The organism is Brevibacillus sp. DP1.3A, from assembly GCF_013284245.2.
Lineage (GTDB): Bacteria > Bacillota > Bacilli > Brevibacillales > Brevibacillaceae > Brevibacillus.
Genome location: NZ_CP085876.1, coordinates 4,854,039 through 4,871,754, shown reverse-complemented (window position 1 = coordinate 4,871,754; position 17,716 = coordinate 4,854,039). Strand labels below are relative to the sequence as shown.

General features: G+C 48.5%; 17 protein-coding genes. 12 read left to right on the top strand and 5 right to left on the bottom strand.

Annotated features, from left to right (window positions below; genetic code table 11):
• The first annotated feature begins 2 nt into the window (after positions 1-2).
• From HP399_RS22270 to HP399_RS22250, 5 genes are all read left to right on the top strand, one after another.
• Complete coding sequence (locus HP399_RS22270) at positions 3-827, top strand: sugar phosphate isomerase/epimerase family protein (RefSeq protein ID WP_173619034.1); 825 nt, start codon at positions 3-5, stop codon at positions 825-827.
• Between the two features lie 27 nt (positions 828-854).
• Positions 855-1,841, top strand: a complete 987-nt coding sequence (locus HP399_RS22265) for an ROK family protein (protein ID WP_173619033.1) — start codon at positions 855-857, stop codon at positions 1,839-1,841.
• Between the two features lie 416 nt (positions 1,842-2,257).
• Positions 2,258-3,310 (top strand): hypothetical protein, encoded by a 1,053-nt coding sequence (locus HP399_RS22260; protein WP_173619032.1) that lies wholly within the window; start codon positions 2,258-2,260, stop codon positions 3,308-3,310.
• A 133-nt stretch (positions 3,311-3,443) separates the two neighbouring features.
• Positions 3,444-4,358, top strand: a complete 915-nt coding sequence (gene cysK / locus HP399_RS22255; protein ID WP_017251131.1) for a cysteine synthase A — start codon at positions 3,444-3,446, stop codon at positions 4,356-4,358.
• Between the two features lie 15 nt (positions 4,359-4,373).
• Entirely contained in the window at positions 4,374-5,540 is a 1,167-nt protein-coding gene (locus HP399_RS22250; protein WP_173619031.1) for an FAD-dependent monooxygenase, read from the top strand.
• 58 nt (positions 5,541-5,598) lie between these two features.
• Here the strand turns inward: HP399_RS22250 and HP399_RS22245 are convergent, their stop codons facing one another.
• Complete coding sequence (locus HP399_RS22245) at positions 5,599-6,783, bottom strand: M20 metallopeptidase family protein (protein ID WP_173619030.1); 1,185 nt, start codon at positions 6,781-6,783, stop codon at positions 5,599-5,601.
• A 241-nt stretch (positions 6,784-7,024) separates the two neighbouring features.
• Between HP399_RS22245 and HP399_RS22240 the strand changes: the two genes are divergently transcribed.
• Positions 7,025-8,356 carry a sensor histidine kinase gene (locus tag HP399_RS22240; protein ID WP_173619029.1) on the top strand — a complete coding sequence of 444 codons (1,332 nt, stop codon included), beginning with the start codon at positions 7,025-7,027 and terminating at the stop codon, positions 8,354-8,356.
• A gap of 76 nt (positions 8,357-8,432) precedes the next feature.
• On the opposite strand, the gene HP399_RS22235 is transcribed toward HP399_RS22240, so the two are convergent.
• Together HP399_RS22235 and HP399_RS22230 are read right to left on the bottom strand one after the other, a co-directional pair.
• Positions 8,433-9,620 carry an MFS transporter gene (locus HP399_RS22235; protein ID WP_173619028.1) on the bottom strand — a complete coding sequence of 396 codons (1,188 nt, stop codon included), beginning with the start codon at positions 9,618-9,620 and terminating at the stop codon, positions 8,433-8,435.
• Between the two features lie 125 nt (positions 9,621-9,745).
• The gene (locus HP399_RS22230) at positions 9,746-10,504 is read right to left on the bottom strand and encodes a TrmB family transcriptional regulator (protein WP_173619027.1); all 759 of its coding nucleotides are present in this window, start codon (positions 10,502-10,504) and stop codon (positions 9,746-9,748) included.
• A 398-nt stretch (positions 10,505-10,902) separates the two neighbouring features.
• Here HP399_RS22230 and HP399_RS22225 point away from each other — a divergent pair, with 398 nt between their 5' ends.
• From HP399_RS22225 to HP399_RS22200, 6 genes are all read left to right on the top strand, one after another.
• The gene (locus tag HP399_RS22225; RefSeq protein ID WP_173619026.1) at positions 10,903-13,164 is read left to right on the top strand and encodes an immune inhibitor A domain-containing protein; all 2,262 of its coding nucleotides are present in this window, start codon (positions 10,903-10,905) and stop codon (positions 13,162-13,164) included.
• 199 nt (positions 13,165-13,363) lie between these two features.
• Complete coding sequence (locus tag HP399_RS22220) at positions 13,364-14,194, top strand: electron transfer flavoprotein subunit beta/FixA family protein (protein ID WP_173619025.1); 831 nt, start codon at positions 13,364-13,366, stop codon at positions 14,192-14,194.
• Positions 14,191-15,213 carry an electron transfer flavoprotein subunit alpha/FixB family protein gene (locus tag HP399_RS22215; RefSeq protein ID WP_173619024.1) on the top strand — a complete coding sequence of 341 codons (1,023 nt, stop codon included), beginning with the start codon at positions 14,191-14,193 and terminating at the stop codon, positions 15,211-15,213. The genes HP399_RS22220 and HP399_RS22215 overlap by 4 nt, the downstream gene beginning before the upstream one ends.
• A complete protein-coding gene (locus HP399_RS22210; protein WP_173619023.1) occupies positions 15,206-16,501 on the top strand; it encodes an FAD-dependent oxidoreductase in 1,296 nt (431 codons plus the stop codon). Before HP399_RS22215 ends, HP399_RS22210 begins: the two co-directional genes overlap by 8 nt.
• On the top strand, positions 16,501-16,797 hold the full coding sequence (locus tag HP399_RS22205) for a ferredoxin family protein (RefSeq protein ID WP_007726971.1): 297 nt from the start codon (positions 16,501-16,503) through the stop codon (positions 16,795-16,797). The genes HP399_RS22210 and HP399_RS22205 overlap by 1 nt, the downstream gene beginning before the upstream one ends.
• 16 nt (positions 16,798-16,813) lie before the next feature.
• The gene (locus tag HP399_RS22200) at positions 16,814-17,002 is read left to right on the top strand and encodes a hypothetical protein (protein ID WP_017251140.1); all 189 of its coding nucleotides are present in this window, start codon (positions 16,814-16,816) and stop codon (positions 17,000-17,002) included.
• Positions 17,003-17,039: 37 nt separating this feature from the next.
• On the opposite strand, the gene HP399_RS22195 is transcribed toward HP399_RS22200, so the two are convergent.
• Both HP399_RS22195 and HP399_RS22190 read right to left on the bottom strand, forming a co-directional pair.
• A complete protein-coding gene (locus tag HP399_RS22195) occupies positions 17,040-17,429 on the bottom strand; it encodes a M67 family metallopeptidase (RefSeq protein ID WP_217367678.1) in 390 nt (129 codons plus the stop codon).
• 22 nt (positions 17,430-17,451) lie between these two features.
• A complete protein-coding gene (locus HP399_RS22190; protein ID WP_217367677.1) occupies positions 17,452-17,634 on the bottom strand; it encodes a hypothetical protein in 183 nt (60 codons plus the stop codon).
• Positions 17,635-17,716: the final 82 nt, after the last annotated feature.

Sequence of the window (17,716 nt, the reverse complement as noted above, 5' to 3'; positions counted from 1 at the left end):
GCATGGCTTTTCAAAAGGGAATCAATGCTTGGTGCTTCCCAAAGGAAACGAGCGTACAAGAAATGTTTCGCCAGGCGAAAGCGCATGGCTATCAAGGGGTAGAACTGAATTTGGACGAGGGAGATGCACCCTTTCATCTAGAGATGACAGAGCAGGAATGGAAGGGGCTGGCAGACGAGGCTCGTGAGCTCGGTTTGGAGCTGCCAAGCGTTTCTACTGCCCTTTTATGGAAATATCCGTTGACACATAATGAGGAAGCGATCCGCGAGCAAGGCATTCGTGTTGTCGAGAAAATGATAGAGGCGGCAAGTATTTTTGGCTCACGGACCGTTCTCGTCGTCCCAGGTCTCGTAACGGCTGAGGTGTCGTATGCTACGGCCTACGAGCGGGCGCGTGAAGCATTGCAGCGTTTGGCGAAAAAGGCGGAGCAGCATCAGGTATACATCGGGGTAGAAAACGTGTGGAACAAGTTTTTGCTCAGTCCACTGGAGATGGCCCGCTTGATCGATGAAGTAGACAGTCCTTGGGTAGGCGCTTATTTTGATATAGGCAACGTCCTGCAATTCGGTTTTCCTGAGCAATGGATTCGCATTTTGGGTAAGAGAATCCAAGCTATTCACGTCAAAGATTTCAAGACGTCGACAGGCAACATCACAGGTTTCGTGCCGCTGCTCGCTGGCGATATCCCATGGAACCGCGTGGTGGAAGCGTTGCGTGAGATCGGGTATGAAGGCTACATCATCCCGGAAATCTCGCCATACAGCCAGTTGCCTGAGCAATTGATCGCGCATACGTCCCAAGCGTTGGACGCCATTTTTCAATCGTGAATGGACAACAAGGATGTGAAGCGGAAGATGAATCAAGACAAACCATATGCCATCGGGATTGATCTGGGTGGTACAAAAATCATAGCCGCGATCGTCGACCAGCATGGCAACATCCTCAGGCAGGCGAACGCAGCGACCCAAACAGAAGAGGCAGCTCAGACAGTCATCGGACGCATCGGTGATTTGGTGCAGACTGTCCTAGACGATAGCGGAATCAATCTTTCGCGCATTCGCGGGATCGGGATTGCAACTGCGGGAATTATTGATACCCAGCGCCAAATGGTCATTTTTGCGAGCAATCTAAACTGGAGCGATGTGCCGATCGGCGCGATACTTCAGGAGCGGTTTGGCGTAGCTGTGCAATTGATCAATGATGCCAATGCAGCAGCGGTAGCAGAATGGGCGTTTGGAAGTGCACGAGGCACGAAAGACTTGATCTATGTAACGGTCAGTACGGGTGTTGGTGCTGGCATTATCAGTGGAGGACGGCTGATTACAGGTGTTGGCGATAGCGCCGGGGAGTTCGGGCATATTTCGCTTGATCCCGAAGGACCGTTGTGCGTGTGTGGGAATAGAGGGTGCCTGGAAAATTACACGTCTGGGCTGGCTTTGGCAAGTAGAGCTAGGGAACAGCTACTACAGGGTGTTACAAGCTCGTTGCTCGTTGAAAATGGGAATGACCTGAGCAGGATAACGGCTAGAGAGGTCGGAGAGGCAGCGATTCGGGGCGATTTGCTCAGCATGACCTTGATGAAGGAAGCAGGTTATTATCTCGGGGTCGGACTGACCAATCTGATCCATCTGTTCAATCCGCAGGTGATCGTCATTGGTGGCGGTGTGATGAAGAACGGACAGCTGCTGCTTGCGGAAGCAAAGAACGTCATTCGCGAGCGCTCCATCTCTCGGATGGCAAACCAAGTGAGCCTCCAGTTGACTACGATTGGAGCGGAAGCAGGGGTGCTCGGTGCTGCAGGCATGTATTATCCGTCCGAGCGTGAAATGGTTGAGGTATAACGAAACGAAAGTACGAGAAGCCGATGTTTGGTAGACATCGGCTTTTTCCTGTTCCGTGGATTGTGCGAGTCATAGGAGCCTAGACCTAGATTCTATCTATTGGTAAAATATTGATTGGAAAATCTTCACATAACTTGATAGAGAGACTGACGGAGGGGAATAGTGCTACAAAAATGGGATGATTTTTTATCGTTGAGTCTAATGGATAAGAAATATCAGGTCTCTACCATTACAATCGAAGAAGGTCAAACCCTCGATTTAAGTCACTATTTTGGGAACACATACTTTTAATGAGTGTTTTGGCCTTTAGACTTATAGGGTTTTCCCCCGCGATTCATGTATCATAAAACTATGGCACGTTTTGGCAGGAAAAACAGGTCAAACGTAATAGAATTTGTGGGTAAAGGGGTCGCAGCATGAAAGGAAAAAACAAAAGCATTATGATCGTCATGGCTCTGGTCATCGTCGCATTGCTGGGTTACGCAGGCTATCGTTTCTTTGGTCCTGTGACACTGGCGGAAGGGTATTTGTACGAAGACGATACACGCATGCTATACACGAGTGTCACGGTAAATAACGAGAAAGTAAACGTAGAAATGACAGATTCTATCGTCGAAACGGAAGACAGCATCCCTGTTCTAAAAACCGAGTCGATCTTGCTGGAGGGAACTATGGATGGGAAGCAGTTGACCCTCAAAAATCCGGCAACTGGCCAGGATATCATCGGCACAGTGAATGGTGACGAGCTCCAATTTGACGGGCTGCTTATGGAAGAAAATAAGGGACTGACGAGTCTTGTTGCTACAAACAAAAGCGCGTTCGAGAGCAAGTTGGCGACATTAACCAAGCGCATCAACGAGGAAGCAGAAGTAAAAAAGAAAGAAGTAGCAGAACAAAGAGTCAAAGAAGCAGCGCGTGTCGACTTCGCCAAAAAAGTAGAACAGACAGGGAAGCTAGAGGCTGATCTGATTGAAACGGCAAAGTATTTGGACGAGCTGCAATTTACGGATGAAGCGCAGTTTTCAAATGATCAAATAACGGAGCTACAAAGACTGTTGGAAGAGATTCGGACCTATTCGACGCAGCCAGGCTTGAGCAAAATGGAATTCGAGGTCATGCAAGGAACGCTGGGCAGTATGAAGGTGTTGGTCGATGGGATGAACACCATGGATGGTTCGATCCAGGATAAAAACAAAAACATGCAGGAAATGACCGCCATCATGGAGACCGACATGAAGAATATCCAATCGATATGGGCGGAAATCAAAGCGAGCGTGCCGGATGCCGAGAAACGGGAAAAAGCAATCAATGCGGCCATCAAGACGGCCACTGATTCCATCGCGCAGGCGAAGCAGCGCCAAGGCTCGGTAGACAAAAGCGGACAAGCTAAAGTGAAAGAAACCGCGAACAGCCTGTATCAACAAGCGGTGAATGTACTGAATCAGACAAAAGAAAAGTATGGTTTTTAGACAGGAACAAGGCTCTCATTCGAGAGCTTTTTCCCATTTGAGCACCCTTATCGTTTTCAGGTCGAAAAAATTGTATTATTCTTATAGTATTACTAAGAGATAATCATAAGGCAAATTTTCCAGGAGGAGTACGATGAGCGTCTACCAGAACATTACCGAATTGATTGGAAATACGCCGATTGTTCGACTGAGGCGCATGGTTCCTGAAGGAGCAGCAGAAGTTTTTGTGAAGTTGGAGAAATTCAATCCATCCGGGAGTGTGAAAGACCGCGCTGCCTACAATCTGATTTTGACGGCTGAGCAAGCAGGACTGATTCAACCGGGGGATACGATCATAGAGCCGACGAGCGGCAATACCGGAATCGGCTTGGCGATGAATGCCGCTGCAAAAGGCTATCGCGCGATTTTGGTCATGCCTGACAATATGTCGAAGGAACGGATCAATATTTTGAAAGCGTATGGGGCAGAGGTTGTCTTGACGCCGAGTGAGCTGAGGATGCCGGGGGCAATAGCCAAAGCGCAAGAGCTGCAAAAAGAGATTCCACGCAGCTTTATTCCTCAGCAATTCGAGAATCAGGCAAACCCGGACATCCATCGAACGACGACAGCTGAGGAAATTTTTACGCAAACGAATGGTCGACTGGATGCGTTTGTCGCCACAGCGGGGACGGGGGGAACGATTACCGGAACAGGCGAAGCGTTGCGGGAAAAGCTCCCGGAGCTGTATATCGCTGTCGTCGAACCAAAAGGCTCCCCGGTTCTGTCTGGCGGAAAGCCTGGTCCACATAAACTGGTAGGCACGAGCCCTGGTTTTGTTCCACAAATCCTCAATACAAGCGTTTATAATGAAATCATTCAAATCGCAGACGAAGACGCCCTACAAAGCATGCGGCAGCTTGCAGCGTTGGAAGGGATTCTCGTCGGGCCTTCATCGGGTGCCTCGGTTTTTGCTGCCATCACGATTGCCAAAAGGCTGGGAGTGGGTAAGCGGGTCGTTTGCATTGCGCCTGACACGGGGGAGCGGTATTTGAGTATGAATCTTTTCTAATTAGGAGAAAAGGCGATGAGCAACGAAAAACACGCGCTGATCATCGGGGCAGGCTTGAGCGGGCTTGCCTCGGCGCTTGCCTTGAAGCAAAAGGGTTGGCAAGTGACGCTTTATGAGCAGGCAAAGGAGCATAAAGGCATCGGTGCTGGAATCGTTTTGGCTGCCAATGCGATGAAGGCATTGGATAAGCTGGGAGTTGGACAGGAGGTACGCGAGCTTGGGGCAGCTGTCCGTTCAGCACGAATTCGCGACTGGAAGGGAAATTTGTTAGTCGAGCTGCCTGTCGCGGAACAAGCAGAACGGTACGGGGCTGACAGCTACTTAATTCATCGGGCTGATCTACAGCAGGCTCTTTTGTCGAAAATCTCGACGCATGAATTGGTTCTCGGCAAGCAGTTCGTTTCTTTTTCTCAAGAAGAAGGAAGGGTTTATGCCGCTTTTGCAGATGGGTCAAGTACACATGGAACGATTCTGATCGGAGCGGACGGGATTCACTCTCGTGTGCGGAAGAGCCTGTTCGGTGAAGAGTCTATGAGATACTCCGGGTACACGGCGATTCGCGGGATTGCTACTTACCAAGACCCTCGTTATCCGCTGGAATCAGGAGGAGGCTTTGAAGCATGGGGCAGGGGGATTCGTTTCGGGTTTTCCCATATCGGCAACAATCGAATACATTGGTTTGCCGCCATCAATGCACCTGAGGGAGAAAAAGATGGGCCGCTGGGCCGGAAGCGAGAGACGTTGCGCCGACTGGATGGCTGGTATGAGCCAGTACGTGCAGTGATTGAGGCGACAGAGGATGCAGCCATCTTGCGGCATGATATATACGACCGTGCACCACTCAGGAGATGGAGTCAGGGCCGGGTTACATTAGTGGGCGATGCGGCACATCCGATGCTACCAAATCTGGGGCAAGGGGCGGGTCAGGGAATGGAAGACGCACTCGTGCTGGCCAGATGCTTGGCAGTGGCAGATCATACAGACTCGGCTTATGCTTTGCACATGTATGAAGAGCTACGGAAGAAGCGGGCGAATGCGATTGTGAAAGGTTCCCGCTTGATGGGGGCAGTCACCCAATGGGAAAATCCGTTGGCCATCGCGGCTCGTCATTTTATGCTAAAAACGATCCCTGCCCGTATCCAGAGCAGAAGACTGGACTGGATTGTTGGACACGAGGTGTGAATATGGCGGCAGAAAAAAGGCAAGGGACAAGAGGCCCTTGCCTTTCAACTTTGTTCGATTATTGATGACGTGCCTGATAGGCAAGCAACGCTGCAATGAATAACTGACCGGTTTGAATCATGGAGCGCTCATCGACATCGAATTTGGGATGGTGATGCGGATACGTCGCCTGAATCTCCGGGTTGCGTCCACCGACCATGAAGAAGGTAGCGGGGCGCTCTTGGGCAAAGTAAGCAAAATCCTCTCCGCCCATGCCAGGTGGGATTTTCAAAACGCGCTCCTCACCAAAAATACGTTTGGCTTCTGCTACAAACAGCGGAGTCTCTGTCTCATCGTTCCAAGTAGCTGGGTAGCCGCGTTGGTACACGATTTCGCAAGTAGCGTCTACAGCCTGGCAGCTGGCTTCCACGATGCGTTTCAGAGATTGCTCGACCGCGACTCTCACTTCCTCGTCATACGTACGGACTGTGCCCTTTAGCCTTACTTGATCAGGGATGACGTTGAACGCCTCGCCCCCGCCCACGAAGGAGCAAACAGACAAAACGACTTGTTTTAGCGGATCTACCTGACGGCTGGCAATCTGCTGCAAATTCATGACAACCTGACTTCCCAATACGATTGGATCAACGGAGGTATGAGGATAAGCACCGTGTCCGCCTTTTCCGTACAAGACGATCTCGAAGCTATCTGCTGCTGCCGTAATGTAGCCATGACCAATCCCGACAGTGCCTACGGGAAGCTCGGAGGCGACATGCGCGCCATACACGACATCGACTCCTTCGAGGCAACCCGCCTCTACCATGGCTTTGGCGCCACCAGGTGGCAGCTCTTCCGCGAACTGATGCAGGAATACCACATTTCCTGGGAGCTCATCACGGAACTCGCTCAACACTTGTGCGACTCCCAAAAGTCCGGAGGTATGTATATCGTGACCGCAGGCATGCATAACGCCTGGAATGCGGGACTTGTACGGTACTTCTTTTTCATCTTGAATGGGCAAGGCATCGAAGTCAGCGCGCAACGCAACTGTTTTTCCTGGCTTTCCACCCCTCAGGAGACCGACAACGCCCATGCCGCCGACACCGGTTTGGACTTCTATACCAAAAGAAGCCAGCTTGTCTGCTACTTTCTTCGCTGTGTTTTCCTCCTGAAAGGAAAGCTCGGGATACATATGCAAATCACGTCTGAATGTAACAAGATCTGGATAAATCTCCTGCAGCCGGGCAAACCATTTTTCTTCCATCGAACCCACTCCTTTTTCCTAGGGAAAGAGATTGGTATTTCGTATTCGTCTTATTATAAAAATATTCCGAATCATAATTCAATGTATGATTTCGAGAAGTATAATGAAGCTAAATTCATATTATGTAGACATTTCCAGTAGAAATCTCTAGAATATTAGAGAGACATGTTCAAAAAGTCGTGTTTTTAGTACAACTGCGTAATCAAAAGACGACTTTTTGAACAGATGGATTGAGGAGATTATGACGAGTCCAATACAACCAAAAAATCATAGAGTTCTAATCATTATGCTCGTTTCTGGCATCCTTGTTTTGATCTTGACTTGTGTAAGCATCGCGATTTCCTATTTCAATACGATTCAATCCGTCCGACTCTCCATTGCGAATCAAAGCATGAAAGCTGCTTCTACGGTAGCAGACAGTCTAGATGTTGACGCGTATCAGGAGTTTTTACGAAATCCGGTAAAAGAGACGCCCGCCTATAAACGAATCGAACAGCAATTGAATCTAGCGCGTGAGCAGTTCGGTCTGCTGTATTTATACACGATTCAAGTCAATGAAGACAGGCAGAGTGGTCGCGCGATGATCGTCGCAAGACCTCCAAGTGCGCAGCAAAATTTTGATATCGGTATGCCTATTGTTCTATCTTCTGAGCACATTCAAATGATTTACGAAGGATCATCAGCGTACTACTCAGATATTATCAGAGATCCAAATTACGGGGTCTACATGTCTGCGGGTGCGCCGCTTAGAGATAGAGAAGGAAGAATCATCGGAATCATCGGAGTAGATACGGACGTAGCCATCGTCGAGGACATTGGAAATGATGTCGTTCGTAGCAGCATTCCTGTTTTTGCGATTCAAGGTTTGTTTGTCGTCGTACTCATCTTCCTGGTTCTTTGCATGGAACGCTGGTACCAACGCGCCATCAAGGCAGCAGTTGGCGAGACGGAAGAAACCTATCAGGATGAATTGCGCTCAGTCATTTGTTCGATGCGCTCCATACGCCATGATTTCGTCAATCACATGCAAGTGCTCTACGGTTTGATCGAATGCGGATATTATCCAAAAGCACGAGATTACGTGCAGTCGTTGCTGAAGGAAACCAAGCTTCTGGACCTCACCGTGAGGTTTGCGAATCCTGCCTTAATGGTATTGCTTCACACCAAATGGGAGCAGGCTAAATCCAAACAAATCGTGATGCAATTTGAAGAATGTTCTGATCCAATCGATAGCATTCCTTCCATTGATCTGATCAAAATTTTATCGAATCTTATTGATAATGCGATTGAAGCGGCGGAGTTAGCGGATGGGGAAAAGCGAGTCAGCATTCATTTTTGCTGTGATGAAGAACACGTTATTTTCCGAGTGGAAAATACAGGACCGGAAATATGGCCAGAACAACGTGCACGTATTTTCGAGAATGGCTATACCACGAAAACAGAGAAAAAATGTGGCTCGCGTGGAACGGGTCTGACGATCGTAGATTCAGTTGTTCACAAGTACAAGGGGAAAATTGAGGTTTGGTCCGAGCGGGGAATCACGAGATTTACCGTCCGGTTGCCAGTGAAATAGGCTCGTAACGAAAACGATTCTAGGATGATAAGAAAAAGCCGTCAATGATTTGACGGCTTTTTGCTTTTGCGAGTCACTATGCATTTTGTCCTGGCGCAGGCTGTGCTACTTGGCTTTCCTGTGCTTGAAATGGACGTGAGATCGAGTAGAAGGCAAACCCGAACGAAAGCAGGACGAACACGGCTCCAACCCAAGGCGTGTAGATGACAGATGACCGCTCGACGACGAGACCGCCAGCCAGAGAGCCAAGGGCGATACCTAAATGCTGGGCAGAAGTATTCAAGCTTAATTGAATGTCTGCGGTAGCAGGTGAGCAGGAGATCAAATAGTTTTGCTGTGCTGGCGAAATAGCCCAGCTAAGCGCACTCCAGATTACCATGATCGGCAAGAACAAATAAAGAGAGCCTGCAAAAAACGGCAAGACACACATGATCAAGCCAAACACTGGAATGATGAACAGAATGCTCTTGGTTGCTCCCCATTTGTCTGAGATCCAACCGCCAATACCACCGCCTGCAACGGCAGCAATCCCGAACAAGAGATAAATCCAGCTCAGTGTCGTTGCGTCCACATTCATCGTCGTTTGCAGATAAGGGGTAAAGTATGCGTACAGAGTCAAGTGCCCTGTCAGCATTAACAAGACGATAAACAATGCGCTGAATAGCTTGCCGCTACGGAGGGTAGTCATTTGATCACGCAGCGGAATGGGCGGTGCAGTTTGTACTTTTGGCAAAAACAAGAGGATAAAAATCATCGCGACGATACTCAGAGCCGCAATTAGCCAAAACGGGGCACGCCATCCGAAGGCATTCCCCAGAGCCAATCCGACAGGGACGCCGAGTACGAGCGAACCGCTAATCCCCATGAAAATAACGCCAATGGCACGGCCGCGATAAGCAGGTTCCACAAGACTTGTCGCAATGGTAATCGACAGCACAATCAGGATGGAACTGCTTGCTGCGCTCAAGATGCGTGCCGTCATTAATACAGCGTAGCTCGGACTAAGTGCCGCGAGCACATTACTTAGGAAAAAGGCCGCTAATGCATACATGTATAGCTTTTTGCGCTCGACACGCCTTGTAACATGTAGGAGCAGAGGAGCGGCAATGGCAAATGCAAGGGAGAATATGGTGATCAATTGTCCGGCAGCGCTAATCGATACCTGAAGATCACGAGCAATCAGATCGAGCGTACCACCGATAATCAATTCCACCGTACCTACAACAAAGGTAGCAATCGCTAAGATGAAGACACGTGGATTCAAAACAATAGCTCCTCTCCAAATAAAAAGGTTACTACCATAATAGTAACCTTTTTTGTGCTGTGCAACTACAAATTTCTCCATACAAATAAAAAAGACTCTGGCCAAAAGCCAAAGTCCAGGTATTGTCAGTATCGGAGGCGGATGATCATCTTGCGGATTTCTTCATCGTCAAACAGTTGATCCACATATTTTTGGGTGATTTTTGTCAGCGCGACATCATGGTAGAAAGAATCGGCAAAAAATTTGACGAACGGTTGACCGCGTGTCTTGATCGCATGCCAGCCCGTGTCCTCCTCGCCTGCAAAAATCATTTCATCTTGGTCCGCTACGATTAGCTGATAGCGCTCCAAGCCTTGATGCTCTTGCACAGGGATAAAGGAATGAACACAGGAGAGCTTGGTGTTAATCTGCCCGATGACCAAGGCTTCGATCTCCAACCCTTCTTTTTCTTTCATCTCCAGTAGGGGTACATACTCCAAAAAATCATCGGACCAGGCAGAGATGCGAATAGACCGTGTTGCTCGTTGGATCAATTGTTTGCATTCAGCGCGGATCGATTCATTAACCTTCAGGCTCCAGACCCGGTCATCGCGTACGGTTTTATGAGAAAGGGAGCTGGTCAATTTTTTGACGTCTGTTTGAAATTGGCGGGTCAGCTTTTCTACCAAGCTGTCCAAAGGAAGGGCTGTATACCGCTTTTTCTTTTCTGATACGGTGTCAAGGACCATCCCCTTTTCTACCAGACGATTCAACACCTCGTAAATTTTTGCCTTTGGCACCCCCGAATGCTTCACGACCATTGCTGCATCGAGAGGCTCGCCGCTAGACGCCAACGCTTCATAAACTTTACTCTCATACAGAGAAAAACCAAATGTTTGCAGCATCAAAATCCTCCATGGAAAACACGAGCATTTTTATTCGATCGTACCGATAAATGAATTGTTTTGCAAGAAAGAGAGGGGGGGCGAAAGAAATAAATGATAGAAAAATATCGAGCTTTTTCGACAAAATTCACCAAATTTCTATAGGCCTTTAGACAGTAGACACGATGATAATATATCGAACTGATACCCCGTGAATAAATGAATCGCCGAAAATTCGGCACGTATTGTAACTAGTTCGATAGCCTTATTAAGAAATTTCTTTTGAACGGGAAGTATTTTTTGTCGAAGAAAAGAATTTGGCAAAAATTACGTATCACGCAATAATTATGAATAGTCGGAATTGGGGGTCTGATTTTTCCGATGCATCACAAATAGATAGAAAAAGAGGGTGAACCGTAGTGAAGAAAGGCAAAAAGCTCTTATCCGTTTTATTTTCCTCCTCACTCGTGCTCAGTACTTTTGTGGCTGCACCTACAGCTGGTTTGGCCAAATCAAAAGAGGACAAGCATGATCTGCAAGTAGACTTGTCCACTGTTAACCTGGATCGACTGATTAAAGGGTTAATAGAGCAAGGAATCATTGATGAAGACGCCGATCAGGAAGAGATTGACGAGGCGTTGCTCGAGTACTTCGAAGACAAAAAAGTACCGCACGGCGTTGATGAAACGTCCTCTTACGGTAAGGAAGCGAGCAGAGGACAGCAGGCAGCATTGGCTGATGCTGTGCAGAAAGTGGCTGAGATGGAGGACGGCGATGAAGTGCGCTCTTCCAAACGTCTACATACCGATAACATTGTTGTCGCTCTTATTGAGTTCCCTGACCGGGAGCATAACCAGTTACCAAAAGTGAGTGATTCGCTTTGGACGGAAGACTTCAACGAAAAGCACTACAAAGAGATGCTGTTTGATCAGAAGGGGTACGAAACTCCTGAAGGAATCGGCATGACAACAATGGCGAAATACTTCTATCTGCAATCGGGAAGATCTTGGACGGTTGACGGTGTGGTAACGCCTTGGCAAATGGCAGAGAATGGCTACAAGTATTATGGTGGAAACTCCAAGGCCGGTGACGATTCCAATCCGCGCGATCTGGTAATCGAGACGCTTGAGGCAGTTGGGGAATCCATTGCTGGGAAAGAGGAATTGTATGATCAGCGCGATCCGTATGACATCGATGGTGATGGAGACCTGATGGAGCCGGATGGCAATCTGGACAACCTCATGCTCGTTCATGCAGGGATCGGAGAAGAGACAGGGGAAGACCCAGATGCGATCTGGTCTCACCGTTGGACCTTGAAAAAACCAGTGGATATTCCAGGCACAAGCCTCAAAGCGTTTGATTACATGATCCAGCCTGAAGATGGCGCACCAGGTGTATTCACTCACGAATATGGACACAATCTCGGTTTGCCAGACTTGTATGACACGTCAAGAAAAGGTAAAGATTCTCCAGTAGGTGCTTGGTCTCTCATGTCGTCTGGTAGCCATACAGGTAAAGTCTTCCAAACGGAACCTACTGGCCTTGATCCTTGGTCCAAAATGGTTCTGCAACAAATGTTTGGCGGCAACTGGATTGCTCCGACTGTTCTGGACTACAAGGATGTAGAAAAACGCAAGAGAACGGTTCCGCTCATCGATGCGAGCAGCACCGAGAAAAGCGGAAAAGTCGTTAAGCTGAATATGCCGAAAGTTGAAAAGAAACCGCCAGTTGAGCCAAAAGATGGTGGATACGCATACTTCTCGGATGAAGGCAACAAACTTAACACCAAAATGACTTCCGATGTGATCGATTTGTCTGGGGTCAGCTCCGCAACGATGAAATTCGATTCATGGAGAAGCATTGAGGAAGGTTATGACTACCTGTCCGTCAATGTGATTGATGCGGATACAGGTGAGAAAAAAGAAGTACAGAAATTCGATGATGTAACAAATGGCTGGGACAAAGAAGAAATCAGCCTGAATGAGTTTGTCGGCAAAAAAGTGCAAGTTGAGTTTAACTATGTGACAGACGTTGCTTTCGTATTGGACGGCTTCTATCTCGATAACTTTGAAGTAGAGGCAGATGGACAAGTCATCTTCGCGGATGATGCAGAGGGTGAGAAGAAGTTCAAATTGGATGGCTTCGTCCACTTCGATGGAAAAGGTAAAATGTACGATGCGTACTACCTGGTTGAGCTGCGCTCTCACGAAGGAATTGACGCTGGACTGAAGCACTTCCGCCGTAACGACTCCTTCTTCACGTATGATCCAGGTATGGTGATCTGGTACTTTGATGGTCGCTACGAAAGAACACGTGATAACAATACGAGCCAGCATCCAGGCTACGGCTTACTCGGTGTAGTAGATGCCCATCAAGAAGTACGTTACTGGAACAATGATGAGGGTAACAAAAACGCAATTGCAGACTCCCGCTATCAGGTGAACGATGCTGCGTTTAGCCCGAACAAAACATCCGGTATGGATCTGGATTACATCTATGGAACGATGGAATACGAGCCGTTGAAAGGCGTTAAGGAGTTTGACGACAGTGATGACTTCTCGATGCCGGAAGTACCGGAAGTCGGAAAAATCCTGCAGCAAATTGGTTTGCAAATTAAGCTGAAAAAAGTAGACAAAAAGTTTACGGAAGCTTCGGTTGAGTTCTCTATTGATAAAAAATAATGAATAAGCCAAAAGACGCCACACAGCGCCAAGCTGATGTTTGGCGTCTTTTTCGTTTCTATGATAACTGGTCTAAGCTCGGCTGCATCGAAATAGGCTATAACAATGAACGACAAGCTGCCTGATCTGATTGCGCGTAAGAAAGGCAACCTTTTGTACAGGCATAGGTATCGCGCTCGGCAGCAAGGGGGGATCAATCATGCTGCATATTATTGCTTGCATTAAGCAGGTGCCGGACACCAAAATCATCAAGATGAATCCGAAGACGAATACGATGGATCGCGCCAGTGCACCAGCCATCCTCAACCCGTATGATGCACATGCGGTGGAGGAAGCCGTTCGGTTGAAAAATCGATATGGGGGTGTGGTCTCTGTCGTCACCATGGGACCTCCGCCAGCGGTGAAGGCTATTCGGAAATGTATCGAGATCGGAGCAGACGCAGGCTATCTGGTAACGGATCGCGCATTTGCCGGAGCAGATACATTGGCAACCAGCTATGCAATTACCAAAGCCATTGAGAAGATTGCAGAAAGCCAGCCAGTCGACCTCGTCATTTGCGGGAAGATGACTATCGATGGTGATACGGGACAAGTCGGACCGGGTGTCGCCAGAAGGTTGGATATTCCGCCGCTTACGTGTGTGAAAAAAGTAGTGGAGATAAACAAAGAACAAGGTTACGCCATCGTGCATCGAAAGCTGGAGGATGGTTATGAAGTCATTCAGTCGACCTTGCCTTGCTTGTTTTCCGTGGAGAAGGAGATTAACGAGGTACCTTATTCTCCGCTGCCCAACATGCTTCGAGCTGCTAGATATAATCCCGTTGTCTGGTCCGTCGATGACTTGGGGGATATCGATCGGACGCAGTTAGGTCTGAAGGGCTCTCCTACCATCGTTGCAAAAGTTTGGCCCCCAGAGAAGCCAAAGGGTGGCGAAATGCTCGAAGGAAGCGTCAGCGAGCAAATCGCGCGCTTGATGGAAATTTTGCACGATAAACAGCGACTGTTTCGGGTGAAGGAGGAGCAGATATGAATATGGATGATTTTCGTGGCATCTGGGTGTTTTTAGAGGTGAGTGACGGCCGTATCGCGCCTGTGTCACTCGAGCTGCTGGGGGCGGGTAGACAAATGGCTGACAAGCGAGACGTGCCGCTTGCTGGCTTGTTAATCGGAGATGGAATCAAGGAGTTGGCCCACACGGCGTTTCCATACGGTGCGGACCAAGTGTATGTATACGATCACAAGATTTTTCATGATTACCGAACAGAGTCCTACATGCGAGCAGTTATCGAATGTGTCCAAAAGCACAAGCCAGAAATCATCTTGTATGGGGCGACTTCAACCGGAAAAGATTTGGCGAGCGCTGTCGCGACGGACTTGGAGACAGGGCTGACCGCTGACACAACCATGCTCGATGTGAACGCGGAGACAGGCTTATTGGAGGCAAGCCGTCCAGCGTTTGGCGGTAACATCATGGCAACGATTTTGTGCAAAAAACATCGCCCGCAAATGGCGACCGTTCGCCCGAAAGTCATGAAAGCGCTTGAGCCAGACGAGTCACGTACAGGAGTAATCATTGATGAAAGCATGGAGCTGCGTGAAGAAGACATTCGCACAAAAGTACTGAAAATCGTCCGGGAGACGAAGGAAAAGGTGCGGCTGGATGAGGCTGATGTGATCGTCGCTGGTGGCAAGGGACTCGGAAGCAAGGAAGGCTTTGCGCTTATTCATCGCTTCGCAGAACGAATCGGGGCAACGGTCGGGGCCAGCAGAGATGCGGTGGAAGCAGGCTGGATCGGTCATGAACATCAGGTAGGACAGACGGGAGTGACTGTCACACCCAAAATATACTTTGCCATCGGCATATCGGGAGCTATTCAGCATTTGGTCGGCATGCGCAACTCGGGATTGATCATTGCCATCAATAAAGATCCGAATGCACTCATCTTCCAGTCTTGTCACTACGGTATTGTCGGTGATGCTTTTGAAATTGTGCCAATGCTCATTGAAGCATTCCAAAAGGAGCCGGACAAGGAGGTAACGTATGGCTGAGAAATTTGATGTAATCATTGTCGGAGCAGGTCCGGCTGGAACGGCTTGTGCTTATACGCTTGCCAAGGCGGGTGTAAATGTACTGTTGATGGAGCGCGGGGAATATCCGGGTTCCAAAAACGTCATGGGAGGTGTTTTGTATCGCAAAACGATGGAAGACATCATTCCCGAATTTTACAAGGAGGCGCCTGTTGAACGGCCGATCGTTGAGCAGCGGTTCATGATGCTCGATAAGGAATCAGCCATCAATTTCAGTTATAAGGGCATGGAGTGGGCCCAGGAGCCCTATAACAATTTCACGGTGTTGCGAGCGAAATTTGACCAATGGTTTGCAGATAAAGCTGTACAGCAGGGAGCACTTTTACTCAATGAGACCGTTGCTTTGCAGTGCATTGTTGAAAATGGCAAGGTAGTCGGTGTCAAAACAGATCGACCGGATGGGGATCTATACGCAGATGTTGTCGTTCTGGCAGACGGCGTCAACTCCTTGCTGGCGAAATCGTTAGGTTTCCACAAAGAGTTTCGCCCAGATGAAGTAGCGCTCGCTGTCATGGAAGTACTGAAGCTGGATCGCAAAATAATCGAGGATCGCTTTAACTTAGAGGGCGATCACGGTTGTACGATTGAAATTTTCGGGGATTCGACCAAAGGGATTTTGGGGACGGCGTGGTTGTATACGAATAAGGACAGCTTGAACATTGGGGTAGGGACGATGCTGTCAGGTCTGATCAAAAACAAGATCAAGCCGTATGAGTTGTTGGACTATGTAAAAAATCACCCGATGATTCGGCCGTATATCCAAGGTTGTGAGCAGCAGGAATACTTGGCGCACCTGATTCCCGAGGGGGGATATCGTTCCATTCCCAAAGTTGTCGGCAATGGTGTACTTGTTGTAGGAGATGCTGCCCAGCTCGTCAATGCGATCCATCGAGAGGGATCGAATATGGCAATGGCATCTGGTGTCATGGCGGCGGAAACGATCCTGGCGGCAAAAGAGGCAGGGGACTATTCCGAAAAAATGCTCGACGAATACCGAATCAATCTATTGAACAGCTTTGTCGGTCAAGATTTGAAAAAGTATAAGGACGCAACGCATCACTTTGAAAAATTCCCGCAGTATATCGAACAGTACATTCCGATGATGAACAAAGCGGCGAGTCAAATGTTCACGGTTGATGGCAGCTCGAAATGGAGCAAGCAGAAGAAAATCTGGAGCGACCTCGGCTCTGCGAAGGACAAATGGAAAATGGCGCGTGACTTGATGAATGCGTGGAGGGTGATGAAGTGATGCAGGATCTACCGAAGGGCCAGTCAATCGAGGAGAAACAGTACCTTGTGCGCTTCAAAGCAGATACGGAGTCACATTTGCATGTGCTCTCTGCAGATGTTTGTGCGACGCAATGCCCTGATAAGCTCTGTACCATCTTCTGTCCTGCGGAAGTATACAAATGGGAAGAAGTGCGGATGCACGTCGGTTACGAAGGGTGTCACGAATGTGGGAGCTGCCGCATTGGTTGTCCGTACGAAAATATAAAATGGGTGTATCCGAAGGGTGGACACGGAATCATTTTCAGACTCGGGTAATGGGCGGCGATGAGCGGTGATACAAGTAGGAGATCTGGTCGTATACGTAAAGGATGGCGCAAAGGGAGTTGTCATTCATATTGAGGAGGACCGCTTTCAGGTAAAGTGGGAAGATGATTTTGTCAGCTGGGAGAAAAGGGAATGGCTGCTGCCCAGTTCAATGGAACATGGCGATCTTCAAAAACAGAAAGAACAGCGGGAGTAAATTCCCACTGTTCTTTTGTTTTGCGTGAATTTGACCACTAGTTACGGACTGTATAAGGATACACCCGAGCAAAAGCCCCCTCCATTCGAAAACAGCCGAGAACTGGTTGTGGAGAAGCGAGCGAAACGATGAGATACGCGGCCTCAGGGTAATGACAGTAAGCAATATCTTCAGGTGACGGAATGGGAGGTGCAGTAGGGTGGGAGTGATAGATCCCAACCAAATGCTCTCCGCGCAACGCCATTTTGTGGAAAACGTATTGAATCTGCTTGGGGTCCATGGCGAAAGCGACCGGGCTTTTCAATATATTTTCCATACGCCAAACCGTCTGTGCACTCCCATTTCTACCGGAAAGCAATCCGCACGTTTCATTTGGCTTCTTCTCCAGGGAATCTCGGATGATTTCATCCCAGACTGCACGGGTCATGGAAAAGGGGGTCTCTAAAAGATTAGCCCTGCCAACGCCTGCCGCAGCATCCCCCACTCGTTCTATTCTGGACGGACGGTTGGACTTTATGAACCGGACCGGATTTTGGCAATGGTGATCGCGGCATTCTCGATGGGCGCTGGGCAGGATGGACTTGATGTTGTTGACGTTGATGATACAGTGCACGCATTTGTTCAGGTGTCATGGTTTTTCCTCCCTTTCTGGCTGTATTATGTTGTATTCATGATGGATTCACATGGTAACGGCTCTCGCACATTTTCAATTTT

What these genes read in the sequence shown, in the direction of transcription:
- HP399_RS22270 (WP_173619034.1), top strand. Translation starts at nt 3, where the DNA reads ATGGCTTTTCAAAAGGGAATCAATGCTTGGTGCTTCCCAAAGGAAACG.
- HP399_RS22265 (WP_173619033.1), top strand. Translation starts at nt 855, where the DNA reads ATGAATCAAGACAAACCATATGCCATCGGGATTGATCTGGGTGGTACA.
- HP399_RS22260 (WP_173619032.1), top strand. Translation starts at nt 2,258, where the DNA reads ATGAAAGGAAAAAACAAAAGCATTATGATCGTCATGGCTCTGGTCATC.
- cysK (WP_017251131.1), top strand. Translation starts at nt 3,444, where the DNA reads ATGAGCGTCTACCAGAACATTACCGAATTGATTGGAAATACGCCGATT.
- HP399_RS22250 (WP_173619031.1), top strand. Translation starts at nt 4,374, where the DNA reads ATGAGCAACGAAAAACACGCGCTGATCATCGGGGCAGGCTTGAGCGGG.
- HP399_RS22245 (WP_173619030.1), bottom strand. Translation starts at nt 6,783, where the DNA reads ATGGAAGAAAAATGGTTTGCCCGGCTGCAGGAGATTTATCCAGATCTT.
- HP399_RS22240 (WP_173619029.1), top strand. Translation starts at nt 7,025, where the DNA reads ATGACGAGTCCAATACAACCAAAAAATCATAGAGTTCTAATCATTATG.
- HP399_RS22230 (WP_173619027.1), bottom strand. Translation starts at nt 10,504, where the DNA reads ATGCTGCAAACATTTGGTTTTTCTCTGTATGAGAGTAAAGTTTATGAA.
- HP399_RS22220 (WP_173619025.1), top strand. Translation starts at nt 13,364, where the DNA reads ATGCTGCATATTATTGCTTGCATTAAGCAGGTGCCGGACACCAAAATC.
- HP399_RS22215 (WP_173619024.1), top strand. Translation starts at nt 14,191, where the DNA reads ATGAATATGGATGATTTTCGTGGCATCTGGGTGTTTTTAGAGGTGAGT.
- HP399_RS22210 (WP_173619023.1), top strand. Translation starts at nt 15,206, where the DNA reads ATGGCTGAGAAATTTGATGTAATCATTGTCGGAGCAGGTCCGGCTGGA.
- HP399_RS22205 (WP_007726971.1), top strand. Translation starts at nt 16,501, where the DNA reads ATGCAGGATCTACCGAAGGGCCAGTCAATCGAGGAGAAACAGTACCTT.
- HP399_RS22195 (WP_217367678.1), bottom strand. Translation starts at nt 17,429, where the DNA reads ATGACCCGTGCAGTCTGGGATGAAATCATCCGAGATTCCCTGGAGAAG.
- HP399_RS22190 (WP_217367677.1), bottom strand. Translation starts at nt 17,634, where the DNA reads ATGACACCTGAACAAATGCGTGCACTGTATCATCAACGTCAACAACAT.